General features: G+C 63.1%; 24 protein-coding genes. 13 read left to right on the forward strand and 11 right to left on the reverse strand.

Features of this window, described 5'->3' with window-relative positions:
* The first annotated feature begins 117 nt into the window (after nucleotides 1–117).
* The 4 genes from ABEA12_RS14375 to ABEA12_RS14390 all read left to right on the forward strand — a co-directional run bounded on the left by ABEA12_RS14375 (nucleotide 118) and on the right by ABEA12_RS14390 (nucleotide 3,635).
* A complete protein-coding gene (locus ABEA12_RS14375) occupies nucleotides 118–1,329 on the forward strand; it encodes a thiolase family protein (RefSeq protein WP_210099419.1) in 1,212 nt (403 codons plus the stop codon).
* A 68-nt stretch (nucleotides 1,330–1,397) separates the two neighbouring features.
* Nucleotides 1,398–2,072, forward strand: coding sequence for a 3-oxoacid CoA-transferase subunit A (locus ABEA12_RS14380; protein ID WP_210099420.1), 675 nt, complete (start codon nucleotides 1,398–1,400; stop codon nucleotides 2,070–2,072).
* Nucleotides 2,069–2,728, forward strand: coding sequence for a 3-oxoacid CoA-transferase subunit B (locus ABEA12_RS14385; protein ID WP_210099421.1), 660 nt, complete (start codon nucleotides 2,069–2,071; stop codon nucleotides 2,726–2,728). Before ABEA12_RS14380 ends, ABEA12_RS14385 begins: the two co-directional genes overlap by 4 nt.
* A 109-nt stretch (nucleotides 2,729–2,837) precedes the next feature.
* Nucleotides 2,838–3,635, forward strand: a complete 798-nt coding sequence (locus tag ABEA12_RS14390; RefSeq protein ID WP_210099422.1) for an IclR family transcriptional regulator domain-containing protein — start codon at nucleotides 2,838–2,840, stop codon at nucleotides 3,633–3,635.
* A gap of 318 nt (nucleotides 3,636–3,953) precedes the next feature.
* On the opposite strand, the gene ABEA12_RS14395 is transcribed toward ABEA12_RS14390, so the two are convergent.
* From ABEA12_RS14395 to ABEA12_RS14425, 7 genes are all read right to left on the reverse strand, one after another.
* Entirely contained in the window at nucleotides 3,954–5,075 is a 1,122-nt protein-coding gene (locus ABEA12_RS14395) for an alcohol dehydrogenase catalytic domain-containing protein (RefSeq protein ID WP_210099423.1), read from the reverse strand.
* A 257-nt stretch (nucleotides 5,076–5,332) separates the two neighbouring features.
* On the reverse strand, nucleotides 5,333–6,688 hold the full coding sequence (gene dsdA / locus ABEA12_RS14400; RefSeq protein WP_210099424.1) for a D-serine ammonia-lyase: 1,356 nt from the start codon (nucleotides 6,686–6,688) through the stop codon (nucleotides 5,333–5,335).
* 93 nt (nucleotides 6,689–6,781) lie between these two features.
* Nucleotides 6,782–7,624 carry an HpcH/HpaI aldolase/citrate lyase family protein gene (locus ABEA12_RS14405; protein WP_210099425.1) on the reverse strand — a complete coding sequence of 281 codons (843 nt, stop codon included), beginning with the start codon at nucleotides 7,622–7,624 and terminating at the stop codon, nucleotides 6,782–6,784.
* Nucleotides 7,621–9,657, reverse strand: a complete 2,037-nt coding sequence (locus ABEA12_RS14410) for an acetyl/propionyl/methylcrotonyl-CoA carboxylase subunit alpha (RefSeq protein WP_210099426.1) — start codon at nucleotides 9,655–9,657, stop codon at nucleotides 7,621–7,623. Before ABEA12_RS14410 ends, ABEA12_RS14405 begins: the two co-directional genes overlap by 4 nt.
* A 6-nt stretch (nucleotides 9,658–9,663) precedes the next feature.
* On the reverse strand, nucleotides 9,664–11,274 hold the full coding sequence (locus tag ABEA12_RS14415; protein ID WP_210099427.1) for a carboxyl transferase domain-containing protein: 1,611 nt from the start codon (nucleotides 11,272–11,274) through the stop codon (nucleotides 9,664–9,666).
* Between the two features lie 34 nt (nucleotides 11,275–11,308).
* Nucleotides 11,309–11,959: a TetR/AcrR family transcriptional regulator gene (locus ABEA12_RS14420; protein WP_210099428.1), complete on the reverse strand. Its 651-nt coding sequence runs from the start codon at nucleotides 11,957–11,959 to the stop codon at nucleotides 11,309–11,311.
* 231 nt (nucleotides 11,960–12,190) lie between these two features.
* Nucleotides 12,191–12,946: a FadR/GntR family transcriptional regulator gene (locus ABEA12_RS14425; protein ID WP_345468730.1), complete on the reverse strand. Its 756-nt coding sequence runs from the start codon at nucleotides 12,944–12,946 to the stop codon at nucleotides 12,191–12,193.
* Nucleotides 12,947–13,131: 185 nt separating this feature from the next.
* Between ABEA12_RS14425 and eat the strand changes: the two genes are divergently transcribed.
* From eat to ABEA12_RS14450, 5 genes are all read left to right on the forward strand, one after another.
* On the forward strand, nucleotides 13,132–14,568 hold the full coding sequence (gene eat, locus ABEA12_RS14430; protein WP_210099429.1) for an ethanolamine permease: 1,437 nt from the start codon (nucleotides 13,132–13,134) through the stop codon (nucleotides 14,566–14,568).
* A gap of 4 nt (nucleotides 14,569–14,572) precedes the next feature.
* Nucleotides 14,573–15,982, forward strand: a complete 1,410-nt coding sequence (locus ABEA12_RS14435) for a glutamine synthetase family protein (protein WP_425571786.1) — start codon at nucleotides 14,573–14,575, stop codon at nucleotides 15,980–15,982.
* Complete coding sequence (locus ABEA12_RS14440; protein ID WP_345468732.1) at nucleotides 15,982–16,725, forward strand: gamma-glutamyl-gamma-aminobutyrate hydrolase family protein; 744 nt, start codon at nucleotides 15,982–15,984, stop codon at nucleotides 16,723–16,725. The genes ABEA12_RS14435 and ABEA12_RS14440 overlap by 1 nt, the downstream gene beginning before the upstream one ends.
* Nucleotides 16,722–18,098, forward strand: coding sequence for an aldehyde dehydrogenase family protein (locus tag ABEA12_RS14445; RefSeq protein WP_210099430.1), 1,377 nt, complete (start codon nucleotides 16,722–16,724; stop codon nucleotides 18,096–18,098). The genes ABEA12_RS14440 and ABEA12_RS14445 overlap by 4 nt, the downstream gene beginning before the upstream one ends.
* Nucleotides 18,099–18,163: 65 nt before the next feature.
* Nucleotides 18,164–18,970: a 3-oxoacyl-ACP reductase gene (locus ABEA12_RS14450; RefSeq protein WP_210099431.1), complete on the forward strand. Its 807-nt coding sequence runs from the start codon at nucleotides 18,164–18,166 to the stop codon at nucleotides 18,968–18,970.
* Between the two features lie 170 nt (nucleotides 18,971–19,140).
* On the opposite strand, the gene ABEA12_RS14455 is transcribed toward ABEA12_RS14450, so the two are convergent.
* From ABEA12_RS14455 to ABEA12_RS14465, 3 genes are read right to left on the reverse strand one after another with little or no spacing between them, the layout of a single operon-like run.
* A complete protein-coding gene (locus tag ABEA12_RS14455) occupies nucleotides 19,141–20,310 on the reverse strand; it encodes an acetyl-CoA C-acyltransferase (RefSeq protein WP_210099432.1) in 1,170 nt (389 codons plus the stop codon).
* Nucleotides 20,307–20,966 (reverse strand): CoA transferase subunit B, encoded by a 660-nt coding sequence (locus tag ABEA12_RS14460; protein ID WP_210099433.1) that lies wholly within the window; start codon nucleotides 20,964–20,966, stop codon nucleotides 20,307–20,309. The genes ABEA12_RS14455 and ABEA12_RS14460 overlap by 4 nt, the downstream gene beginning before the upstream one ends.
* A gap of 5 nt (nucleotides 20,967–20,971) precedes the next feature.
* Nucleotides 20,972–21,676, reverse strand: coding sequence for a CoA transferase subunit A (locus tag ABEA12_RS14465; RefSeq protein ID WP_210099434.1), 705 nt, complete (start codon nucleotides 21,674–21,676; stop codon nucleotides 20,972–20,974).
* Between the two features lie 145 nt (nucleotides 21,677–21,821).
* Between ABEA12_RS14465 and ABEA12_RS14470 the strand changes: the two genes are divergently transcribed.
* Nucleotides 21,822–22,616 carry an IclR family transcriptional regulator gene (locus ABEA12_RS14470; RefSeq protein ID WP_210099435.1) on the forward strand — a complete coding sequence of 265 codons (795 nt, stop codon included), beginning with the start codon at nucleotides 21,822–21,824 and terminating at the stop codon, nucleotides 22,614–22,616.
* An 88-nt stretch (nucleotides 22,617–22,704) separates the two neighbouring features.
* Nucleotides 22,705–23,100 (forward strand): HsmA family protein, encoded by a 396-nt coding sequence (locus ABEA12_RS14475; protein ID WP_210099436.1) that lies wholly within the window; start codon nucleotides 22,705–22,707, stop codon nucleotides 23,098–23,100.
* A 64-nt stretch (nucleotides 23,101–23,164) separates the two neighbouring features.
* Here ABEA12_RS14475 and ABEA12_RS14480 read toward each other — a convergent pair whose 3' ends face one another.
* Nucleotides 23,165–23,638 (reverse strand): DUF6326 family protein, encoded by a 474-nt coding sequence (locus ABEA12_RS14480; protein ID WP_210099437.1) that lies wholly within the window; start codon nucleotides 23,636–23,638, stop codon nucleotides 23,165–23,167.
* A gap of 173 nt (nucleotides 23,639–23,811) precedes the next feature.
* Here ABEA12_RS14480 and ABEA12_RS14485 point away from each other — a divergent pair, with 173 nt between their 5' ends.
* Both ABEA12_RS14485 and ABEA12_RS14490 read left to right on the forward strand, forming a co-directional pair.
* Complete coding sequence (locus tag ABEA12_RS14485) at nucleotides 23,812–24,954, forward strand: sensor histidine kinase (protein ID WP_210099438.1); 1,143 nt, start codon at nucleotides 23,812–23,814, stop codon at nucleotides 24,952–24,954.
* Complete coding sequence (locus tag ABEA12_RS14490; protein WP_210099439.1) at nucleotides 24,951–25,601, forward strand: response regulator; 651 nt, start codon at nucleotides 24,951–24,953, stop codon at nucleotides 25,599–25,601. Before ABEA12_RS14485 ends, ABEA12_RS14490 begins: the two co-directional genes overlap by 4 nt.
* Nucleotides 25,602–25,606 lie beyond the last annotated feature (5 nt).

Consider the following 25,606-nt stretch of genomic DNA (forward strand, 5'->3'; position numbering starts at 1 on the left):
AATGCGCCTTGACGGTCCCGAGCCCCTTGATGGGTTTTCGTCCAACTGGTAAAGTTCGTTTTGTGAACACAAGTTCACAGTGCGAACATTAATAACAGGAAACCGGGACCCCACGACATGCAGCAGGCGTACCTTTACGACGCGATTCGCACCCCCTTTGGCAAGATCGGCGGGAGCCTGTCGGCACACCGACCCGACGACCTAGCTGCGCACGTCGTTCGCGAACTTGTTGCCAGGGCCCCGGAACTGGATCCTGCCTCCATCGACGAGTCGATCTTCGGCAACGCTAACGGCGCCGGCGAGGAAAACCGCAACGTGGCACGCATGGCAACCCTTCTTGCTGGCCTGCCCACCTCGCTTCCAGGCACCACCATGAACCGCTTGTGCTGCTCCTCGCTGGATGCGGCCATTGCCGCGTCCCGGCAGATCAACACGGCCGACGCCGAATTGGTCCTTGTCGGTGGCGTCGAATCCATGAGCCGCGCGCCCTGGGTACTGCCCAAAACCGACCGTGCCTTCCCCATGGCCAACCTGGAGCTGGCCAACTCGACCCTGGGCTGGCGCCTGGTCAACCCGGCAATGCCCAATGCGTGGACGGTATCCCTGGGCGAGGCCACCGAGCAGCTGCGCGAGAAGCACGGGATCAGCCGCGAAGAACAGGACGAATTCTCCGCGCTCTCGCACCAACGTGCCGCAGCGGCCTGGGAGCAGGGCAAGTACGCGAACCTCGTGGTGCCTGTGCCACCGGCGAACAAGCGCGGTATCGAGGTCACCATGGACGAGACGGTGCGCGGGGACTGCACCGCGCAGAGCCTCGCCGGGCTGCGCACCGTGTTCCGCGACGGAGCCACCGGAACCGTCACCGCAGGAAATGCCTCGCCCATGTCAGATGGCGCCTCGGCCGCGTTCATTGGCTCCGAGCGTGGCGGCGAACTGCTTGGGACACCGCCGCTGGCCCGCATCGCCTCGCGTGCCTCCGCAGCTCTGGACCCGCAGGACTTCGGCTTCGCCCCGGTTCACGCGGCCAACCAGGCACTGGCCAAGGCCGGCATTGGCTGGTCGGATGTTCAAGTGGTAGAACTCAACGAGGCCTTCGCCGCCCAATCCCTGGCCTGCGTGCACGCCTGGGACATCGACGAAAAAATCGTCAATGCCTGGGGCGGGGCGCTTTCCATCGGCCACCCGCTGGGAGCCTCCGGCCTGCGCATCCTGGGAACCCTGGCCCGCCGCCTGCAGGAAAACAACCAACGCTGGGGCGTTGCCGCGATCTGCATCGGCGTCGGCCAGGGCCTGGCCGTGGTGCTGGAGAACCCGAACGCGAACAGCTAAACAAACCCGTGGGGTATCAATATCCCCGCAATTCGTAGCGACCAAGACAATTGAGGAGACTGATCCCGATGGCACCCCGCATAGCCGGCACCGCCGCCCAAGCAGTGGCAAAGATCCACGACTCATCCACGATCATGATCGGGGGTTTCGGCAACGCCGGCCAACCCATGGAACTGATCGACGCACTGATGGACTGCGGTGCGAAGGACCTGACGGTGATCAACAACAACGCCGGACAGGCCAATGCAGGCCTGGCGCTGCTGATCAAGGAACGCCGCGTGGCCAAGATCATCTGCTCCTTCCCGCGCCAATCCGACTCCTGGCACTTCGATGCGGCCTACCGCGCCGGGGAAATCGAACTCGAGCTGGTGCCCCAAGGCAACCTCGCCGAGCGCATCCGGGCAGCCGGTGCCGGCATCGGAGGGTTCTTCACACCTACCGGCTACGGCACCGAGCTGGCCCTAGGCAAGGAAACCCGCATCATCGATGGACGCGGCTACGTGCTTGAAAGTCCCATCCCCGCCGACTTCGCGCTCATCAAGGCGTTGAAGGCAGACACCTGTGGCAACCTCGTCTACCGCAAGACAGCCCGGAACTTCGGTCCCATCATGGCAGCTGCCGCGAAATCGGCGATCGTCCAGGTCGATGGGATCGTCGAGGCCGGAAGCATCGACCCGGAGGTCGTGGTGACCCCGGGAATCTACGTCAACACCCTTGTGGCACTGGGAGGAAAAAACTCATGAGCACCAACACTCACACAGAGAACGCATTGACCCGCGACGAAATGGCCGCCCTGGTGGCCGCGGACATTCCCGAAGGCGCGTTCGTGAACCTGGGCATCGGCCAGCCCACGAATGTATCGAACTACCTGACCAGTGAGCAGGGAGTCACCCTGCACACCGAGAACGGCATGCTGGGCATGGGCCCGGTCGCCACCGGCGATGACATCGACGAGGACCTGATCAACGCTGGCAAGATCCCGGTCACCGAGCTGCCCGGCGCCAGCTACTTCCACCACGCCGATTCCTTCGCGATGATGCGCGGCGGGCACCTGGATGTCTGCGTGCTTGGCGCCTTCCAGGTCTCTGCGGGCGGCGACCTGGCCAACTGGAACACCGGTGCGCCGGGGGCGATCCCGGCAGTCGGAGGGGCCATGGACCTTGCCATCGGTGCCAAGGCGACCTGGGTGATGATGGGACTGTTCACCAAGACCGGCGAGTCAAAGCTTGTGCAGGCCCTCACCTACCCGGTCACCGGGCTGGGCTGCGTCTCGCGCATCTACACCGAGTCGGCGATCTTCGATATCGCCAAGGGTGCGGTGTCCGTGCGCTCGACCCACGGCATCTCCTTTGACGAGCTCGCCGAACGCCTGCCCATTGACTTGGTGCGCGGTCACTAGGGCGTAGATTTATGGGTGCGGTCCCGGTCCCCGGGCCACCCCACCTCATTCGATGGCCCGCACACGGCCATGTGTGGGGCAACCACCAAGAAGCAGGAGCCAGAACACGATGAGCCAGGAAACCGGCACCCCGTCCGCGGGCGGGTCCACCTCGGTGAAGTCGTTGGCCCGCGGGCTGGAGGTCATCTGCGCGTTCGATGCCGAGCATCCCTCGATGACGCTCAGCGAGGTCGCCAAGCGGGTGGACCTCTCCCGGGCCACGGCCCGGCGCTTCCTGCTGACCTTGCAAGAGCTGGGATACGTGCGCGGAGACGGCAAGTTCTTCGAGCTAACCTCCAAGGTGTTGCAGCTGGGCTATTCCTACCTTTCCAGCGCCACGTTGCCCCAGCTCATGGAGCCGGTCCTTGAGGAACTTTCCTCGGCCGTCCGTGAATCGGCGTCTGCCTCGGTGCTTGAGGGCCGCGAGATCCTCTACATTGCCCGGGTGCACACCCGCTCGATCATGCGCGTGGGGATTTCGGTGGGTACCAGGTTTCCCGCGACCAACACCTCGATGGGCAGGGTGCTATTGGCCTACCAAGCACCCGGTGTGCTCGATACACTGCTGGCCGGGGGCATCCCGGAACCGACCGGCGAAGGGATCGCTACCGTTGCTCAGCTGCGCCAGGAGCTTGAACGCGTGCGGGCACGGGGCTACTCGATCGTTGACCAGGAACTGGAAATCGGGTTGCGCTCGGTAGCCGTCCCGGTCTTCCGCCCCGACGGGTCGGTGGCAGCGGCCATGAACGTATCAATGAGCGTTGGCCCGCAATCGCAGATCAGCGCGCAGGATGCAGCCGAGGCGGTCCTGCCCGCATTGCGGAAGGCTGCGCAGCAGGTGCGCGAGGCGCTGGCAGCGAGCCGCTGAGCCGACCCGAAGCGTGGGTGGCCATCCATGACATGTACCATGACTACTTGGGGAAAAAGTCGCGGCGTTTGAACACGGAACGTGGATCGATAGCCTGGTCTGGAACAGTCTGCTTGCCGATCCCCAGCCGGCGCGTCCACTTATTTGGTACGCCTCGATCGACGACGACGACGTCGCCACCGCCGTGCAGAAGCCCAGCCCGGCCGAAACCATCCACGTCCTGATGGGCTGGGCATCGGGGGCCGGCCTGCCCGCCGGATACGTGGAAGCCATCTACTCGTACGCCTGGCGCTGCGATGGTGCCGGTGGGCGTCAGGCTCATTCGAACACGATGATCTGTCGGATCGTCTGCCCGTCGGAGAGCGCATCCATTGCCTCATTGATCTGATCCAGCGTGATCACCGAGGAGGTCAGCCGCTCAACGGGAAGCCGTCCATCACGCCACAGTTGTGCATACTTCGGGATGTCGTGGGCAGGAACGGCGGAGCCCAGATAGGAGCCGATGACGGTGCGTGCCTCGGCGGTCAGGCCGAGCGGATCGATGGAGGCCAAGGCGCCAGGGGCGGGCAAACCCACGGTGACGGTGCTTCCGCCCGGTGCAGTGATCCGCACAGCGGTCTCGAACGCCCGTGGGTGCCCGGCTGCTTCGATGACGACATCGGCGCGCAGGCCCAGGTCTTCAATGTCGGCCGGGGTGTATACCTCTGTCGCACCCAGCTCGAGCGCCACCGATAATTTATCGGGATTTGCATCGATTCCGATGATTTTCGCGGGACTTTCCCACTCGGAGGCAATCGCGGCCGCCACCAACAACGCGGCCATGCCCACTCCGCCCAGCCCCACCACCGCGATGGTGTCCCCGGGCTGTGGCTTTCCGGCATTGATGACCGCACCGCCACCGGTCAGCACCGCGCAGCCCAGCACAGCGGCCACTGCAGGGGGAACATCGCGCTCAACGGCGACCAAGGAATTGCGGTGCAGCAGGGCATGGGTGGCAAAGGCGGAAACGCCGACGTGATGCCACACCGTGGCCCCGTCGCGGCTCAGGGCTTGGGTGCCGCCCATCAGGGATCCCTCGCCATTGGATTCGGTGCCAACACTGCACGGAAGCTTGCCGTTCGTTTGGCAGTTTTTGCATTGGCCACACCGGGGCAGGAACACCGTGACCACCCGTTGCCCCACCTCGAGGTCGGTGACACCGCTACCGAGCGCCACCACAATGCCTGCGGCCTCGTGGCCCAGAAGCATGGGCAGCGGGCGCGGGCGGTCCCCATTGACCACTGAAAGATCCGAGTGGCACACCCCGGCCGCCTCGATCTTGATCAGCACCTCCATCGGACCCGGATCTGCAAGATCAACCTCGCAGATCGAGATCGGACGCGACTGGGCATAGGGGCGGGTGGCGCCGGAGGCTTCAAGAACTGCACCGGTGATCTTCATGGGTGGCCTTTCTTCTCAGGTTGGCGGGTGCCGTCACTGCGTATTGGTGCGAGTCTACGTCGGATGCACGGGAAGCTGGCGCAGGAATGCGGGCGCTGTCCAGCTGGGCTGCTGCTGCTTCTCCGACTGGGCTCCAGGCCGATCGCCGCAGGCAGTTTCAAGCCGTTGACCAGACGAAAATACAAGAACTCCACGCCCGCCGCTGTGGTATCCCTTTTTGCGGGAGACCGTCTTTGGCATCATGCGTGTTGGTTCGATCAGGCCCAAGAAATCTCGGTGGCCAGCCTTTGGCCTTCGGCCACGTAAGAGGCCATTTCCTGAAGCGGAACCATGGAACCGCCCGTGGCCCACACGATGTGGGTGGCGTTGGCCATTTTTTCGTCGTCGAGTCCGAACGCGCTGCGGTAGGCCGCATTCTGCAGAATCCTCCACGGGCCTGCAAAGCCGGCAGCCGCGGAGGGCTCAATGTCGATGCCTTCGATGTTGTGCAGAAGACCTTGGAAGGCCTTCATTCGCTCGTCGGTGAGCGTCACGAATCCGTCGATCATCTGTTGCAGGTGTTCCCCGACAAGTCGCGAGGGGCGGCCCACTGCCAAGCCGTCTGCAGCGGTAACCCCGTCCAGGCCGATGTCCGTGACGGAAATGGAATCGTGCAGACCGGTGCGCACACCCAATGACATGCAGGGGGCATTGACCGGTTCGGCAAAGATGGCGTGCACGGCGTCACCGAATGCCTGCTTCAAGCCAAAGGTCACCCCGCCCGGTCCTCCACCCACGCCGCACGGCAAATGGACGATCAGCGGGTGCGTTTGATCGACAGTGACTTCCAGGGATGCCAATTGGCCGGCGAGCCTGTCCCCGGCCGCGGAGTATCCGGCGAACAGGCTCAATGAGGATTCGTCATCGACGAACCATACGCCGGGATCTTCCGCAGCGGTGCGGCGCCCGGCGGCGACCGCGTCGGAGAAGTCGCCATCGTGCTCCACCACGGTGACGCCGCGGGAGCGCAGTAGGTCCTTTTTCCAGGCACGCGCATCGAGTGACATGTGCACGGTGGTCTTGAATCCTAGCTCGGAGGCAACAATGCCGATCGACAGGCCTAGGTTTCCCGTCGAACCCACGGCAATGCCGTGCTGCGCGAAAAGTTCCTTCACACCCGGGGCCATCAACACCCGGGCGTCATCGGCCGGGGTCATCATCCCTGCGTCCATGGCGATGCGTTCGGCGACCTGGAGGACCTCGTGGATCCCTCCGCGCGCCTTGATGGACCCGCTGACCGGAAGCAGGTCATCGCGCTTGAGCCACAGCTTGCCCGGCAGCTCGCGACCGAATCGGGTGCCCAGTTCGCGTTGCATCTCGGGAATGCCAACCAACGGGGATTCCAGGATGCCGTGGGTGGGTCTGGTGTCCGGGAAACGTTCGGCAAACCACGGGGCAAAGCGACCGAAGCGCGCCCGGGCATCGGCAGTGATTGCCGGGTCGATGCCGGAAGCTTCGATCGCTGCTGCGCTTGGGGTGGGGCTTTGGCTGAACCAGGCGGTTTCCTCGGCCCTGGCGAGGGCGGCAACCACAGGATCGGAGAGTAATTGCTCAAGGTCGAGAAGTTGGGTCATTGCGGCTCTCTTGGTGTTTGCTGCGTGCTGGGGTTTCCAATCTAGGCCACCATGTGCGTGGCACGAGTCGGGGATTTCCCGCTCGCGGGTGATTCATTCCTCCGGGTTGTCCCGAAGGGAGTGATGCAAGGCATCGGATAGGGCCACGGTGGCACGGGCATGTCGCAACAAGGGCTCATCGACCATCTTGCCCTCAAACGTGAACACGCCGCTGGCCCCTTGCGCTGCGTCAAGGATCTGTTGGGCCCGCTGGACCTGTTCGGAGGTGGGGGTGAAGGCCATGCGGATGATCGGCATTTGCCCGGGATGGATGGAAGCCTTGGCTCTAAAGCCCGAGGCGGCCGCGTCGATGGATTCGGCCAGCAGTCCTTCGTGGTCGGGGATGTCGATGTAAACCGAATCGATCGCAGCCTTGCCGTGCGCGCCGGCGGCCAGCAAGACCTGGGACCTGGCATGGAGGGCAACATTTCGGTACGTTCCCGAGTCGTTTCGCGAGGACGAGCCCCCGAGGGAAGCGACAAGGTCCTCGGCACCCCACATCAATGCCACGACATTGGTTGCAGCGGCAATGGCCGGGGCGTTGAGGATGCCCAGGGCGGTCTCGCACAGGGCCACCACGCGATAGCCGGGGATCTTGGCCAGGTCCCGTGGATCCTCGGTCTTGGCCAGCATGATGGTGGTGTACCCCGTGGATGACAAGGCCTTGATATCGGCGGCGAAGTCGTCGCTCCCCACCGGGTTCACCCTCACGATGGTGCGTGCCGGATCCAACGGGTTCCCCACCAAGCAGGTGCGGGCCCGCTCCCGGTTTTCCGGCGCCACCGCATCCTCGAGATCAAGGATCACCGCATCGGCGCGTTGAAGGGCCTTGGCGTAGCGGTCGGGCCGATCCGCCGGGCAGAACAGGATGGATGGTCCCATGGTGAAGGTGCTCATGCTTCTTCCTCCTCGGTGTTGTAGGACAGGGTCGCTAGGATCTGGTTTGCCTTGACTAGGTCTCCGACCCGCAACCGCCCGATGTCCACTGTTCCCGCTGCGGGGGAGCGCAGGTGGTGTTCCATCTTCATGGCCTCGATCGTCACGAGGATCTGGTTCGTCTCAACCCGTTGGCCGTCGCTGATGCCCACCGCGATGACGGTGCCGGGCATGGGGGAGCGCACCTCGGGGGATGCCTCCCCGGCCGGGTGGTCCCTGGTGGCCAGTTCGCGGTGCAGCAACGCTTCCCGGTCCAGGAACCCGATGGATCCGACCCAGCCGTTGTGCCCCATCCACAGCGTTGAATCGTTTCCGAACGCCGTGTCCAGGTGACGGAGCATCCCGTTGACGGAAACCGCGCCGCCGGGCAGGTGGGCAACCTCGAATTCCTCTCCGTCCAGGCTGAAGGTGCGCCCGGTGCCCGAGGGAATCGATGAGAGTGTGATGGTTTTGTCGTTGACCTCGAGCGTGGTGGTGAGGACCGCTGGGGTGCCCAGCCTCCAGGAGTCCGGAACCTGCCAGGTTCCGCCGTGGACTGGTTGGCGCGCCAGCTGAAGCGCGGCGGCAAGCACCAGCTCGGTGTTGCCGAACGAACCGAAGGCCATCGAGGGCATCTTGCGTTCAATCAGAGTGGTGTCGAGGTTCCCGGCGAGCACGTCGGGGTCGGCAAGGAGCAGGCGCAGGTATTCGATGTTGGTGTGCACACCTAGGATCTCGGTCCGCGACAGTGCCGCGTCGAGGCGTTCCAAAGCGGTGTCTCGCTCCGGTCCCCAGGCAATGACCTTGGCCAGCATCGGGTCGTAGTGCGGGGAGATGACCAGGCCGGTGGCCAGGGAGGAATCCACCCGTACGTGTTCCCCTCCCGGTTCGGCCACGCGCAGCAACCTGCCGGTGGAAGGCATGAAGTCGCGCGACGGGTCCTCGGCATACACCCGGGCTTCTATGGCATGCCCGTGCAGGGAGACCTGCTCCTGGGTGAAGCCCAGGGGCAGGCCTGCGGCAATGCGCACCTGTGCTTCGACGAGGTCCAGGCGCTCGCCGTCCACGCGCACCACTTCTTCGGTGACGGGGTGTTCGACCTGTAGCCGGGTGTTCATTTCCATGAAGAAGAATTCGCCCGGCGCCTCGTCGGAGATCAGGAACTCAACGGTCCCGGCACCCACGTAGTTCACCGACGCCGCGGCAGCCACCGCGGCGGCACCGATCTCAGCGCGGATGCGTGCCCCGTCCGGATTCTTCTCCAGCAGCGGGGAGGGAGCTTCCTCAATGACCTTCTGGTGCCGGCGCTGCAGCGAGCATTCGCGTTCCCCCAGGTACACGGTGCTCCCGTGGGTGTCGGCAAGGATCTGCACCTCGATGTGCCTCGGGCTGCGAACCAGGCGTTCGAGGAACAAGGTGTCATCCCCGAAGGAGCTTTGCGCGGTGCGCCGGGCGCTGGCCAGGGCCTCCGGCAGGGCCTCGGGCGAATTTACGGCGACCATTCCCTTGCCGCCGCCGCCGGCCGAGGGCTTGATGAGCACCGGGAAGCCGATGTCGGCCGCCGCATCGATAAGTTCATCGTCGCTGAGCTCGGGCTCTGCGATGCCCGGTGTTACCGGGACGTCGTGGGCCGAGACGTGGTTCTTGGAGCGGATCTTGTCGCCCATGAGCAGCAGCGCGTCAATGCCGGGGCCGATGAAGGTGATCCCTGCGTCCTTCAATGCCCTGGCGAAGGCGACGTTTTCCGAAAGGAACCCGTAGCCGGGGTGCACGGCCTGGGCGCCGGAGGCCTGGCAAGCGGCAATGATGTTTTCGATGTTGAGGTAGCTCTCGGTGGCGGGGGAGCCGCCAACCCGGATGGCGGTGTCCGCCTCGCGCACGTGGCGGGCGTCGGCATCGGCGTCGGAGTAGATGGCCACCGAGAAGATGCCCATGGTTCGCAGCGTGCGGATCACCCGGACGGCGATTTCCCCTCGGTTTGCCACAAGGACCGTGTCAAAAAGTTTGGTGGTCATGGTGCATCACATCCTGAAGATTCCGAAGGAGGTTTCCGGCAATGGTTGGGTGGAGGCGACATCCAGGGCCATGCCCAGCACCCTGCGGGTATCCATCGGGTCGATGACCCCGTCGTCCCAGAGCCGGGCGGTGGAGTAGTACGGGTTTCCCTGGTCCTCGTATTGGGTCTTGAGCGGTTCCTTGAATGCCTCTTCCTCCTCGGGGCTCCAGGTGCCGCCTTCGGCCTCAATCCCGTCGCGCTTGACGGTGGCCAGCACGGAGGAGGCCTGGTTTCCTCCCATGACCGAGATCCGGGCTGCCGGCCACATCCACAAAAACCGCGGGGAGTAGGCACGCCCGCACATCGAGTAGTTTCCGGCCCCGAAGGACCCGCCGATGATGATGGTGAGCTTGGGGACCCGGGCGGTGGCCACGGCGGTGACCATCTTGGCGCCGTGCTTGGCGATGCCTCCGGCCTCGTAGTCCCGTCCGACCATGAAGCCGGAGAGGTTCTGCAGGAAGATCAGCGGGATGCCGCGCTGGTCGCAGAGTTCGATGAAGTGGGCTCCCTTGAGCGCGGATTCGGAAAACAGCACACCGTTGTTGGCAACGATTCCGACCCTGTGCCCATGGATGCGCGCGAATCCGGTGACAAGGGTGGTGCCGTAGTTTTCCTTGAACTCGTGGAACATGCTGCCATCGACGACCCGGGAAATGACCTCGTGCACGTCGTAGGAGGCATTCACGTCAGTGGGCACAGCACCGTAGATCTCCGCTGGATTCGCCAGCGGTTCGGTGACCTCTACGATGCGGTCCCAGACCGGCGATCCGCTCGGTGGCAAAGTTTCGGTGATGTCCCGGACGATGGAGATGGCGTGGGCGTCGTTCTCGGCCAGGTGATCCACCACGCCGGAAACTTTGGCGTGCAGGTCCCCGCCGCCGAGTTCCTCGGCGCTGACCACTTCGCCGATGGCCGCCTTCACCAACGGGGGACCACCGAGGAAGATGGTTCCCTGGTTGCGCACGATCACCGTCTCGTCGCTCATTGCCGGCACGTAGGCACCGCCTGCGGTGCATGAACCAAGTACCGCGGCAATTTGCGGGATCTTGGCTGCGGAGAGTTTGGCCTGGTTGAAGAAGATCCGCCCGAAGTGGTCCCGGTCCGGGAAGACCTCGTCCTGCATGGGAAGGAACGCTCCACCCGAATCGACGAGGTAGATGCAGGGAAGAGCGTTTTCCAGGGCGATTTCCTGGGCACGCAAGTGCTTCTTCACGGTCATCGGGAAGTAGGTTCCGCCCTTGACGGTGGCGTCGTTGCACACCACCATCACGTAGCGTCCGTGGACCAGGCCGATCCCGGTGATCAACCCGGCCCCGGGAATGTCCCCGCCATACATGCCCTCGGCGGCCAACGGTGCGATTTCAAGGAAGGGGGAGCCGACATCCAGCAGTGAATCCACGCGGTCGCGAGGCAGGAGCTTGCCGCGGTCCACGTGTCGTTGACGGGACTTCTCGGATCCTCCACGTGCCGCTCTCGCCAGGCGTTGGCGCAGTTCTTTGACCAGCGCCGACTGCTCGGCTGCGTTCTTCAGGAAGCCGGGGTCTGCAGCATCGATTGTGCTGGGCAGTGTTTCCATGGATCCTCTTTCCTCGATGACGTGGCGCGCGGATTTAGGCAAGGGTTGGCCACGGGATACTGATCGGTTCGCTTGCCACAACGGGCGGTGGGTGTATGTAGTCGATGCCCTCCAACAGGCTGCGCTTGGCGGAGAGGATCTTGAAGGCCATGGCAACGAAGTTGTGCTGGACCTCGGCCAGGGCGAGTCGTCCGTCGGGGCGGTACCAGTGGGCCACCCCGGTTCCCATTTCCATCAGGGCCAGACGCGCCATGGTCGTGTCCTCGGTGGAGAAGTCACCAACACGCATCCCGCGCTCGAGCACCTGGGCGAAGAGCGATTCGTAGTCATCGCGCAGCTTCTGCATTGCCGTGGTGTTTACCGGTGAAAGCGCGCGCATCTCGTATTCGGCGACCCGTGCGGTCAGTGGGTTGGTGGCGGTAAATCCCACATGCGAGGAAACCAGTGCGGCGAGTTGGATAGTTGGCTCGGCGCTGATCCGCAGGGCAGAGGCACCCGAGTTGATCATCGCTTCAAGGCAGGTGCGCATCACCTGGACCAACAGCTCTTCTTTGCTGCCGGCGTAGTGGTAGAGCGTTGCCGAGTTGATTCCGGCGGCGGCTCCGAGTTCGCGGATGCCCGTGGCGGCAAAGCCCTGCCGGGCAAACAGGAGCACGGCTGCCTGCTGTACCTTGGCGATGTTCACGGTGGGCTCCATTGCCGATTGTGGAGGGTGAGCCAATCAATCGATTGGCTCCTGTGACCTAGCAAACACCGTGATGTGGCATGCTGTCAATCAGTTGATTGACAGCTGCTTGAATACCTGGCGCTTAGGTGATGGATCCTGCTGCGCACATGGGCCTGCACCTACCCCCGAGATGGTGCGGACACCTTTGGGCGAAGGGTCTTGAGCCTGCGGCAGCGCCCCGGAGGCGGTCTAATCGTTGTGGGTCTGGCGCTCTCCCGCGAGAAAACCGCGCAGCAGCGCCGTTGTCCCTGCCAGGTGCTCTTCCATGAGGGTGCGTGCGCTTGCCGGGTTCCCGCCGAGGATCGCATCGACAATGGCTCGGTGTTGCTCCTCGGAGTGCTCGATGTTTCGTTCCAAGAAGGGAATACGGTCCAGCAGATCGCTGGTTGCCGCCCGGGCTTCGGCAACGGCGGCGGCCAGTCTTCTTGAGGGCGTTAGTTCAGCGATGCAGATATGCAGGCGGGCGTCCAGCGGCCTGTACTGGCCGGGAGTAGCATTTGAGACAGCGTTGAGGGCATCCAGCAGGCTGGTCCGCTGTGCGGCCGTGAGCGATGAATCAGCTGCCATCGCAGCTGCTGCGGGCTCAACCACTGAGCGAAACGCGAGTACGTCCTCTACCAGTTCGTGGTCTTGCCATCCAAGGATCTCGCTTCGGGCCGGGGGAGTGTCTGTTACGAAAGCACCACCGTAGCGGCCTCGTTGAATGGTTAGATATTGCGCCTTTTGCAGTTCAGCAAGTGCGTCGCGCAACGTTGCGCGAGATACGCCCAAGGCTTCGGCAAGTTCGCGCTCGGCGGGTAGTCGTTCTCCGGGTGCGAAGATTCCGATTTTGATTCCACGAAGGAGCTGCTCCACGGTTTCCTCGAAGGCGTTTCCTTTGCGGGCCATTCCTAGAAGACGGTACTTGGGGTCGATCTCTGTGGGAGTCCCGTCTATCGTTGCCATCTTCTCAGCATGCCATGAACCCTTGGAAGAGCACTATGCGCACTGCTCTTGAGGAAGGTGTTTTTGTCGAACCCTTGACACCATCGAGTGATAGGAGTCACTCTTGATTCAGTTCAATGGACTGAAAACGTTCCATTGATGTTCGGTTAGCGCGGTTGAAACCTTCAAAAAACAGCGAGGCACTCATGGCACGAACATCCCGTATCGAATACAGCAAGGTGGACAAGGATTACCTTAAGCATCGTCAGCTCAAGCGCGGGGCTGCTGGCTGGGTGTTGCTGGCTGGCCTCGGCATTGCGTACGTGGTTTCGGGTGACTTCTCAGGTTGGAACCTCGGGCTTGCGGTTGGTGGATGGGGTGGCCTACTCATCGCTTTCATCTTGATGGGCTTGATGTACACCTGCATGGTGTTTGGTCTCGCTGAGCTTTCATCAACCTTGCCCACAGCAGGAGCAGGATACGGTTTCGCTCGCCGGGCACTTGGCCCATTGGGTGGTTTCGCAACGGGAATGGCCGTGCTGATCGAGTACGCAGTCGCTCCGGCAGCTATTGCCACCTTCATCGGCGGCTACATCGAAGCCCTCGGCCTGTTCGGGCTGACCAATTCATGGCCCGTGTACCTGGTGACCTACGTAGTCTTCATCGGCATCCACCTGTGGGGTGTAGGGGAAGCGCTCAAATTAATTTTCGGTATCACCGCCATTGCCGTCGTGGCCCTCGTTATTACGGCTATCGCCCTACTGCCCCACTTCGAGGCTGCCAAGTTGTTCGACATCATCCCCGACGGTTCCGTTGGTTCCAGCGCCTTCCTGCCTTTCGGGGTTTCGGGTGTGCTGGCTGCGTTGGTCTTTGGCATCTGGTTCTTCCTTGCCGTCGAAGGTGTTCCGCTGGCTGCCGAGGAAACAGCCGATCCGGTGAAGGACATGCCGCGTGGCATTATCGTTGCTGTCTTGTTCCTGGTCGTCTCGGGGGCAACCATGCTGATCTTGGTGCCCGGTACTGCAGGGGCGGCGGCTATGAGTAGCTCCGAATCCCCGCTGCCCGAGGCCCTTCGAGCGGCCTATGGGGAAAATGCTTTGGTGGCCGACATCGTCAATTACGCGGGGCTTGCCGGACTGGTTGCTAGCTTCTTCTCGATCGTCTTTGCCTACTCACGGCAGCTTTTCGCACTCTCGCGCGCTGGATACCTTCCGAAAATGCTCTCGCTGACGTCATCGCGCAACACACCGTGGGTGGCACTGCTGGTCCCGGGAACCATTGGTTTTCTCCTGGCGGCCATCACCGGCAACGGTGGCCTGCTGATCAATATCGCGGTATTTGGTGCCACCCTCTCCTACGTCTTGCTTAACCTGAGCCACATCATGCTGCGTATCAAGGAGCCGGACCTTCCCCGCGGGTACCGGACTCCCGGAGGGGCCGTCACCACGGGAGTTGCCCTGGTGCTTGCGGTCGTCGCACTGTGTGCCACCTTCGTCGTCGACGTTGTGGCCGCGAGTATTACAGCAAGCATCTTCTTGGCAGCGATCGGCTACTTTTGGTTCTACAGCCGCCACCGCTTGGTCGCCAGCGCACCCGAAGAGGAATTCGCCCTACTGCAAAATCAAGAAACAGATCTGAAGTAAAACCATGACGAAACCCACGATTGTTGAGGAATCCATGTCCATGAATCCACATCCCAGGAGCGAGAAGATGCTCACCGTCGAGCAGCTGCGCCAAGCAGTGCGCGCCGGTGAAGTCGACAGCGTCATCTTGTCGTTTACCGACATGCAAGGCCGGCTGCAAGGAAAAGTCATTCACGGAGGATTCTTTGTGGACTCCGCACTCGAAGACGGCTCCGAGGCCTGCAACTACTTGTTGGCGGTCGACACCGAGATGCGCACCGTCGAGGGCTATGCCATGACCAGCTGGGACAAGGGCTACGGCGATATGGTCTTCGACCTTGATCTGGACACAATCCGCCACGTTCCGTACTTGGACAAGACGGTGATGATCCAGACCGATTTGAATTACACCACCGGTGAACGAGTGGAAGTGTCCCCGCGCAGCCTGCTGCGAACACAGCAGGAGAAGGCCGAAAAGCTCGGGTTCAAGGCCGTAGCCGGAACCGAACTGGAATTCATGATCTACAACACGAGCTACGAGGACGCGCAGAAGGGGAACTATCTGAACCTCACCCCTGCCAACCTCTACAACGTCGATTACTCCATCTTGGGATCAATGCGCGTGGAACCTCTTCTCCGGGATATCCGCAATGCCATGCATGAAGCAGGGATGATCGTTGAATCAGCGAAGGGCGAGTGCAATCTCGGCCAGCATGAGATCGCTTTCAGGTACGACGACGTACTGACCACCGCCGACAACCACACTTTCTACAAACTCTCCGCCAAGCAGATGGCCTCCCAGCGAGGGGAGTCGATTACCTTCATGGCCAAGCCCAACGAGCGTGACGGTTCCTCGTGCCACATCCACATGTCCCTGCGTGGCCTTGACGGAAGTTTGGCTTTCTGGGATGCCGAGAAGGGTGAACGCACAGCACTCTATGACCATTTCATCGCCGGCGTGCTGGCGACGATGCGTGACTTCACGATCTTTTACGCACCGAACATCAATTCATACAAGCGTTTCGCCAAGGGTTCCTTCGCCCCGACCGCGGTCGCCTGGGGAATGGACAACCGCAGCTGCTCTGTTCGTCTCGTGGGCAAGGGGCATTCCGCACGCATGGAGAACAGGCTGCCGGGCGCGGACGCGAACCCGTACCTGGCACTTTCGGCAATGCTGGCCGGTGGGCTCTACGGGATCAAGCATCAGCTCGAACTGCCCGGGAAGATCGATGGCAACGCCTATGAGTCAGATGCGTTGCACGTGCCGCGCACCATGGCCGAGGCCCGTGAACTGTTCGCAAACTCCGAGATCGCCGTGGAGGTCTTTGGCCAGGAAGTGGTCGATCACTACACCCACTATGCCGACGTGGAAATCGAGGCGTTCAACTCCTCGATCACCGATTGGGAAGTGCGCCGCGGATTCGAGCGACACTAATGGCCATGGAAAAAAGCTATCGGCCACGGATCGGGCTGACCACGTACTGGCAGGATGCCTCCTGGGGGGTATGGAACTCCCAAGCCGCCATCGTCCCGGGCAAGTATGTCACCGGCGTGGCCGATGCCGGAGGCACCCCCATCCTCCTGCCACCGGTGGGCAGCGATGAATCGGTCCTGGAACTCCTTGACGGATTGATCGTGATCGGAGGAGTGGATGTCGACCCGTCCAACTACGGTGCGACGGCGCATCCGCGGACCGCTGCCCAGCCCGACAGGGATGAGCACGATCTTCGATTGACGCGGGTTGCGCTGGGGATGGGGCTCCCGCTGTTCGCGATATGCCGCGGCGCGCAGATCCTGAACGTCGCCTTGGGCGGGACCTTGCACCAACATGTCCCGGACGTGCTGCCCAAATCCAACTACCAGCCGTCGCCGGGGGTGTTTGGCACCGTTGAATTCACCACGGAGGCATCAACGCTCGCACGGGAGCTGCTCGGCGGCACAGCAGAAGCACCGTGCTACCACCACCAGTCACTGGACAGGCTGGGCGAGGGCCTGGTGGCCACTGCGCGGGCATCGGATGGAACCATCGAAGCCGTTGAATGCCCCACGGGGATCGGCTGGATGTTGGGCGTGCAATTTCATCCCGAGGAAAATCCCCGTGATGCCCGGCTGTTTGCGGGGTTTGTCGAGGCCGCCAGGAAATATCGCTATGAACAACAACAGGAGTCTCTTGCATGAGCACCTTCACCGTCATCAATCCGGCCACGGGTACCGCCATCCAAGACGTGGCGCTTGCCGATGTGCACCAAACCGACCGCGCCATCGACGCCGCGGCCAAGGCCTTCCTCTCGTGGCGGGACGTCGCGCCAAGTGATCGGGCATTGCTGCTGCGCCGATTCGCCGCAGCGGTGGAGGGCGACATGGAAAACCTGGCATCGCTGGAAGTCTCCAACGCAGGGCACACCATTGGCAACGCCCGATGGGAGGCCGGAAACGTCCGCGATGTCTTGACGTATTATTCCGCTGCGCCCGAACGGCACACCGGATTGCAGATCCCGGTAGCCGGCGGCGTGGATTTGACCTTCCACGAGCCGCTGGGTGTGGTCGGGGTGATCGTCCCGTGGAATTTCCCCATGCCGATTGCCGCCTGGGGCTTCGCGCCGGCGCTGGCGGCAGGCAACACTGTGGTGCTCAAGCCCGCGGAGCTTACGCCCTTGACCGCCATTCGGTTGGGCGAGCTTGCCCGTGAAGCGGGCATCCCCGAAGGCGTCTTCACCGTGATACCAGGCAAGGGTTCGGTGGTTGGGGAGCGGTTTGTGACCCATCCCGCCGTTCGAAAAGTGGTCTTCACCGGGTCTACCGGAGTCGGCAAGAGGATCATGGCCGGCTGCGCGGAGCAGGTCAAGCGAGTGACCCTTGAACTGGGCGGCAAGAGCGCAAATATCGTCTTTGCCGACGCCGACCTTGAAAAAGCGGCGGCCAGCGCCCCGGACGGTGTGTTCGACAATGCCGGCCAGGATTGCTGTGCACGTTCACGGATCCTGGTCCAGCGAAGTGCGTACGAGAAGTTCATGGGGTACCTGGAGCCGGCCGTCAAGGGTTTTCGCGTGGGCGACCCCAGCGCGGCAGAGACGCAAATGGGGCCGCTCATTTCCGCGAACCAGCGCGATACGGTTTCCTCGTTCGTCTTCGATTCACGGGGAAAGGCCACTGCCGAGGTGGCTTTCCAAGGAACGGCGCCAGGGGGACCGGGCTTCTGGTTTGCGCCAACGGTGCTGACACCGACCGATCCCTCGGCCCGATCGATGCAGGAGGAGATATTCGGTCCGGTGGTCACCGTTGTACCTTTCGAGGATGAAGCCGACGCGCTGCGGATCGCCAACGATTCAAGGTTCGGTCTCTCCGGATCGATCTGGACACGCGACGTCGGGCGGGCCCTGCGGGTCTCAAGAGGCATCGACGCGGGTAACCTTTCGGTGAATTCGCATGCGTCGGTCCGTTATTCCACGCCGTTTGGTGGCTACAAGCAGTCGGGGCTGGGGCGTGAACTAGGCCCGGACGCACTGGACGCATTCAGTGAGGTCAAGAACGTCTTCATCGCCATCGACTAGGCGGTGCCTACCCCCAGCGGCGCACCTGCAGCAAACATGCACCAACATACCCAAGGAGAATCCAGATGACCGAGAACAACCCAGCTCCCTACAACGGACTTGTCAGCAACCGGCTTGAGGGTCGCAGCGCCGTCATCACCGGTGGCGCATCGGGTATTGGGCTGGCTACGGCAAAACGATTGGCACATGAGGGGGCCAAGGTCGTCATCGCCGATATCTGCTCGCCCGAGGTCGGCCAGGCAGCTGCCGACATGGTGGGAGGAATCTTCATTCGTACCGATGTCACCAACGAGGAAGATGTCATCAACGTCTTCAAGGTCACCAATGAGAGATTCGGCAGCGTTGATATTGCGTTCAACAACGCGGGGATCTCTCCGGCCGACGACGCCTCCATCCTGGACACCGGGATCGATGCGTGGCGCAAGGTCCAGGAAGTCAACCTGACCAGCGTCTTCTACTGCTGCAAGCACGTAATTCCGTACATGCTCGAACAGAAGCGCGGGTCAATCATCAACACTGCATCGTTCGTAGCGGTGATGGGGGCCGCGACGTCGCAGATCTCCTACTCCGCTTCAAAGGGCGGGGTCCTCTCGATGAGCCGGGAGCTGGGCGTTGAGTTTGCCCGTCAAGGCATCCGGGTCAATGCGCTGTGCCCCGGACCGGTCAATACCCCGTTGCTCACGGAGCTCTTTGCCAATGATCCCGAGCGTGCCGCCCGCCGCCTGGTCCATGTGCCCCTGGGCAGGTTCGCCGATCCGGACGAGTTGGCTGCCGCGGTGGCTTTTCTGGCCTCGGATGATTCATCGTTCATCACGGCAAGCCAGTTCCTTGTCGACGGAGGCATTGCGGGCGCGTATGTCACCCCCGAGTGAAACCATCCACCACTAGGCTGGGACCGATTGCGGCCATGAAGCAAGGAACCCTCCTGCGCTGACACAGGAGACCCGGGCTGAACCAGCAACATCGTGCATCACGAGCAGAGGGCTCCCGGGATTGAAACCGGGAGCCCTCTGCTCGTTTACCGCTATCGGTGCGCAGCCTCCTACAGGGCGCGCAGCACCACAGCGCTGCCCTGTCCGCCGCCGCCGCAGATTCCGACGGCTCCGAGCGACCCTGCTCCGAGTTCGGACAGCTGGCGTGCCAGGGTGCCCACGATCCGTGCTCCCGAGGCCCCGATTGGGTGGCCCAGGGCGATGGCCCCGCCCTTGGTGTTCACGATTTCCGTATCGATGCCGAGCTTGGCGACCGAGCGTACGCCAACGGCGGCAAAAGCCTCGTTGATTTCCACGGCCTTGAGGTCGCTTGGCTCAAACCCGGTACCTTCAAGGGCAGCGAGGATCGCGTTGGCGGGCTGCTCGTGCAGCAGTACGTCCGGGCCGGCAACGAAGCCGTGGGAGACGATCTCGGCAATGGGCTTGATGCCCAGGCGGTCTGCCGCGGCCTGGCTGACCAGGACCACGGCTGCGGCGCCGTCGGTGATCTGCGAGGAGTTTCCCGCGGTGATCGTGCCTTCCTTGCTGAAGGCCGGGCGCAGCTTGCCCAGGGTGTCCACCGTGGTGTCGGCACGGATGCCGTCATCGGTGGAAACCACGATCTCGCCCTTGCGGGTGGAGATCGTGTAGGGGGCGATCTCCCCGGCGTGGAAGTCGGCCGCGGCGGCCGCCAGCTGGTGGGAGCGGGCGGAGAACTCGTCCTGCACCGCGCGTGTCAGGCCAAAGGAAGTGTTCCCGTCCTCCGTGGAGGACCCCATGGAGCGGGCCTCGAACGCGTCGGTGAGCCCGTCGTGCTCCAGGGTGTCGATCATTTCAATGGCACCGTACTTGGTGCCGGCGCGGGCGCGCTGCACATGGGGAGCTAAGGACATGGACTCTTGGCCGATGGCCACCACCACGTCGGCCTCGCCGGAGGCGATCAAGCGCTCGGCGGCCACCACCGCCTCGGTGCCCGAAAGGCACACCGCGTTCAGCGTCATGGCCGGGACATTGAATCCGATTCCGGCGCCCACGGCGGACTGCCGTGCGGGGTTCTGTCCGGCACCGCCCTGGAGCACCTGGCCGGCGAAGACGCGCTGGACCATATCGGCCCCGATCCCCGCGCGCTCAAGCGCGGCGGCCGCCGCATGGGCGCCAAGGGCCGTGGCGGAGACGGTGGACAGTGCTCCGTTGAAGCGTGCAAACGGTGTGCGGGCGTACCCGGCAATCAATGCGCTCATGCTGTTTTTACTTCCTCAAGCTCAATCAGGTCAATGGTGAATGGTGCCCCGGTGGCTTCAATCAGCGACTCGGTGGTGACGCCCGGTGCCATGGCCCGCAGCACCAAGGCCGAGTCAGACACGTCGAAGACGGCACGGTCGGTAATGATCCTATCCACCACGCCCACCCCGGTCAGTGGAAGGTTGCAGTGTTCGACGATCTTCGGCGTGCCGTCCTTGGCCACGTGGTCCGTGATCACGATGACGCGCGGGGTTCCGGCGACCAGGTCCATGGCTCCGCCCATGCCCTTGACGAGCTTGCCCGGGATGGTCCAGTTGGCCAGGTCCCCGTTGGCGGCAACCTGCAGGGCACCAAGGATCGCGGTGGCAACGTGCCCGCCGCGGATCATGCCGAACGAGGTGGCCGAATCAAAGAAGCTGCCTCCGGGCAGCAGCGTGACGGTCTGTTTGCCTGCGTTGATCAAATCGGCGTCCTCTTCCCCTTCATAGGGGAAGGGGCCCATGCCCAGCAGTCCGTTTTCGCTTTGCAGCGTCACCCGCACACCCTCGGGCAGGTTGTTGGCCACCAGGGTCGGGATGCCGATGCCCAGGTTCACGTATTGGCCGTCGGTCAGTTCACTGGCGGCAATTGCAGCCATTTCATCGCGTGTCCACATGCTTGCTATGCCTCCTGGCGGACGCGTACGGTCCGCTGTTCGATGTCTTTGATGCCGTCGGTCTTTACGACGTGCTGCACGAAGATCCCCGGGGTTTCCACCAATGAGGGATCCAGGTAGTCCTCGCGGATGATCTCCGCCTCGGCGAAGGTGATGCGTCCGGCGGTGGCCACCAGCGGGTTGAAGTTCTTCGAGGTCATCCGGTAGCGCAGGTTGCCTTCGGAATCCGCCTCATGGGCGCGCACCAAGGAAATGTCGGCGACGATGCCGCGTTCCAGGATCGAGGTGCGTCCGTTGAACTCCATGGTTTCCTTGCCCTCCGCGACTGGGGTGCCGAACCCCGTGGGGGTGTAGAAGGCGGGTATCCCCGCTCCGCCTGCACGAAGCCTCTCGGCCAGGGTTCCCTGGGGCACGAATTCGACCTCGAGCTCGTTGTTGAGGAACTGCTGGGCGAAGAGCTTGTTCTCTCCCACGTAGGAGGCCATGACCTTGGAAACCTGCTTATTTTCCAGCAGTACGCCCAGTCCCTTGCCATCCACGCCCATGTTGTTCGAGACGATGGTCAGCCCCGTGGCCCCGGAGTCGCGCAGTGCCGTGATCAGCCGGCTGGGGATTCCGCTGAGCCCGAATCCGCCCACCGCGATGATCATTCCGTCGCGCACGCATGAGGCCAACGCCTCGGCGGCATCTGCCACTACTTTCGTTGCCATGATTGTCCTCGCCTCGTCCATTATGTGGAATACATCTCTTTCCTGTCTTGACCGTAGCTATGTTGCGGGTTCGCAGTCAATGAAAGGGATTGGATGACGTCGGATTGTTCGGCTGGTGATCCGGACGACAAAAATCGTCCATACTATGGACATGAGTACTTCATACCCAGGTGCGCAGGTGGTGGGCAGGATGGCTTCGGTGCTGCGTGCGGTGAGCACGGCAATGCCCAGAGGGGTCTCGACCGCGGAAGCCGCCCGCAGTACCGGCCTGGCGCGTCCCACTGTGCACCGATTGCTGGCCGCGCTGACGGCGGAGGGGTTTTGCGACCACGACCACAAGGCCGGTTTGTGGCTGCTGGGCCCGGAGATGTACTTGATGGGCGTGGTGGCCGCCGAACGCTACGACATCACCGAGATCGCCCGGGACCACGTCGCGGCCCTTGCCGAGGCCACCGGTGAGAGCGCGTTCCTTTCGGTGCGCCGGGGCGAGGAAACGGTGTGCCTGCTGCGCCAGGACGGTGCCTTTCCCATCCGCTCCTTCGTGCTCTATGAAGGCAAGCGCTTCCCCCTGGGCGTGGCCTCTGCCGGCCTGGCGATTCTCTCGTTCCTGCCGGAAAAGACAATGGAACGCTATGTCGAGGGCCACGACTTGGCCTCCGGGCACGGGAGCGAGCACGGCCAAGGCCTGCTGCGCCTACGCATTGCCGAAACCCGGGAGCGCGGTTGGGCGGTGAATCCGGGGTTGGTCGTCGAAGGCAGCTGGGGGATGGGGGCAGCGGTCTTCGACACCGCCGGCCAACCCGCCTGGGCACTGAGCTTGACCGGTATCGAGTCGCGGTTCTCCACGGATCGCAGGCCGGAGTTGGGTCGGCTGTTGCTGCACCACGCCCATGAGCTATCCAAGCAGTTGCGCGGCGAGCATGCCTTCCCCGTGGGCTGATGCCGCAGGTTCCGGTATGGTCCACGATCGTGCCCGAATCAACCGTAGGGGGGATTCGGCGGATCACCGACGTTACTAGGCTCTATTCATGCTCATTCCTGCGATCATTCTTATTACCGCTGCCCTTGCCTTTTACTCCATCGGGGTCTGGGCCGAACACGTCCAACGCGTGTTGAGGTGGTGGCATGCCGGGCTCTTTGGCCTGGGACTGGCCTGTGACGCCAGTGGAACGTTCCTGATGTCCAAGATCGCCGCTTCCGGTGAAGTGCAAGCTGTTGGGGTCGCCGCCGGACTGAACACCGTCATGGCGATCACCGGGGCGGCGGCCTTGGCGCTGATGGTGTTCCACCTGATCTGGGCCCTCATTGTGCTGATCCGCAACCGCGAAGCTGAAAAGAAGCGCTTCCACAAGTTCTCGCTCGTGGTGTGGGCACTCTGGCTGATCCCGTATTTCACCGGCGCCATCGGCGCCAACATGGGCTGAGGGAGCTGGCGCAACCGACCCGGGCCCTGCCCCTTTATCAGGCGGGTCCGGGCAATCCGTGAAATCAGTTATCCAAGCTTCCGCTGGCCAGGACCCGGGCCGCGGACTGGTCCGCGCGTCGCGGCCACGTCCAGGAACAATAGGCGATAGACAGCAGGAGCAGCAGCTCGATCACGCTTCCCAGGATGTAGTAGCTCCACGATTCGCCAAGAACCATCACCACGACCGAGACGAACCAGACCAGGCTGACGATGATGTTGGCGAGCCGGTTGATCCGGGCCGGCATGAGCAGCGAGACGATGATCATCAGGCTCGGGACCAAGACGTAGGCGGTGGCGGAAACCAGGAATGCCTGGTCAATGTCTATCTGGGTGCCGGACACCGTGCCCGCCAGTATGCCGTTGATGATGTCCGAGCGCCAAAACCCAAAGATGTCGACGAAGGCGAATACGAAAAGCACGGTGACCCACAAGCCGCTGAGCACGATCTTTCGCTCCACCTTGGTGTCCAACAATTTGACTCTTCTATTCTTGTTCATCAGGGGGTCCGCTTTCCTTGTGCGTGTGAGCCGGGATGCTCATGCTTAATCCTCGCGCTACTTAGGCACCGACGCACCGGTCCCGGAGCCGGTGACGACCTGGCCGATCGTCCAGGTTGAGCGTGTCCGGTAGGGCGTTGCGTTGGGTGCGAACGGCTCATAGGCTTCGGAATATGGGTAGTGCAGCCAGATCGCTGTGGGATGAGCCGGCCGTGGTGCGGCCGGTTGCCGGTGTGCGCTGGCACGATTGGGTCTTTGCCGCGGCGGTGCTCGCCGCAGCTGCCGTGGAGGCGCTCATCCGGTCATCGGTGCAATGGGGATTCGCGCTCATGGCAGTGGCGTTGGCGGCGGCCGTGGTGGTTCGGCGTGTGCACCCCTTGGCCGGAATTGGCCTTGGGTTCGGTGCGTTGTTTCTCTTCGATGCCGCAGCGCTCCTTTTCGGCCTAGCGCCGGTGGTCATCGATACCGGTGTGGTCATCTTGGTTCTTGCCTACTCGCTGCTGCGGTGGGCGAAGGGGCGCGACATCGTCTTGGGTGCGGGCATCGTGCTTCTGGAATTCATCGTGGCGATATTCGCGGATTCCAGTGATCGAACGGAGGTGCTAGGGGGCGCAGCCGTTTTGCTCCTGGCCGCTGCGTTGGGCACGGTCCTGCGGTACCGGGGAACCCTCCGGGTCCAATTGATCGAGCGGGCGAAACTCGAGGAGCGCGAGTACCTGGCTAGGGAGCTGCACGACACCGTTGCCCACCACGTTTCCGCGATCCTTATCCAGGCCCAGTCCGGGCTAGTCCTGGCACGCTCGGCGTCCGGGAACGGGACTATCGAGGCGCTGGAATCAATTGAGCGTGAAGCGGCGGGCGCCTTGGAAGAAATGCGCTCGATCGTCGGAGCCCTGCGCCGCAGCGGCCACCCATCGCCGCTTGGCCCAACACACGGTGTGGCAGACATCGAGGACCTGGCCGTTTCGGGGGAGGGGACATTGGAAGTCGAGGTTCGGCTCGATGGTGACCTTGCCGGTCTTCCCCCGGGGGTGGAGGCCGCCTTGTTCCGTGTGGCGCAGGAATCGGTGACCAATGCTCGTCGTCACGCGCGGGCGGCGAGCTTGGTTCAGGTCACGGTGTCGGGAGGGATCTCGGGGGTGGAGTTGCGCGTGGGCGATGACGGATTGCGTGCCCCTGCCAAGGCTCCGGGTTACGGGCTGAGCGGCATGGCCGAGAGGATTGCACTGCTGGGCGGGACGCTTCAGGCAGGGCCCGGGGCCAACAACGGATGGCTGGTGTGCGTGGTGCTTCCACGCCCCGGGAGGGGAACATGAACATCCGCGTGCTGATTGCCGATGACCAAAGCATTATCCGGGCCGGCCTTGCGACCATCCTGGGGGACCAAGAGGGAATCACCGTCGTTGGCCAAGCCGCGGACGGGCGCCAGGCCGTGGCCATGGCGCGGGAACTGCGCCCCGATGTATGCCTGTTTGATATCCGCATGCCGAACCTCGACGGGATCGAAGCGACTCGTCTTCTGGCCGGTGCCGGAGTTGCCGAACCCTTGGCGGTCGTGGTGATCACCACGTTCGACACCGATGAATACATTTACGGTGCGCTCAAGGCCGGCGCTTGCGGGTTTCTCCTCAAAGGAGCTTCGCCCGGTCGATTGGCCCAAGGAATCGAAGCCGCGGCGAAAGGGGAAGCGCTCATTGATCCGTCGGTGACTGCCCGGCTTCTTGGGGACTTTGCGAGCCGCGCCCCGAAGCGGCCGGTTGAGCCGATCGATCCGCTGACCCCGCGCGAGGAAATGGTGCTTTTGGGGGCAGCCCGGGGCAAGACCAATGCGGAAATCGCCGGCGAGCTGCACATCAGCATGAGCACCGTGAAATTCCACCTGGGAAGCCTCACGGCCAAGCTCAATGTCCGCAACCGGGTCGAGTTGGCCATTTGGGCCTACGAGACCCGGCGCTTGCCGTGAGCCGT

Source organism: Paeniglutamicibacter antarcticus, from assembly GCF_039544305.1.
Classification (GTDB): Bacteria; Actinomycetota; Actinomycetes; order Actinomycetales; family Micrococcaceae; genus Paeniglutamicibacter; species Paeniglutamicibacter antarcticus_C.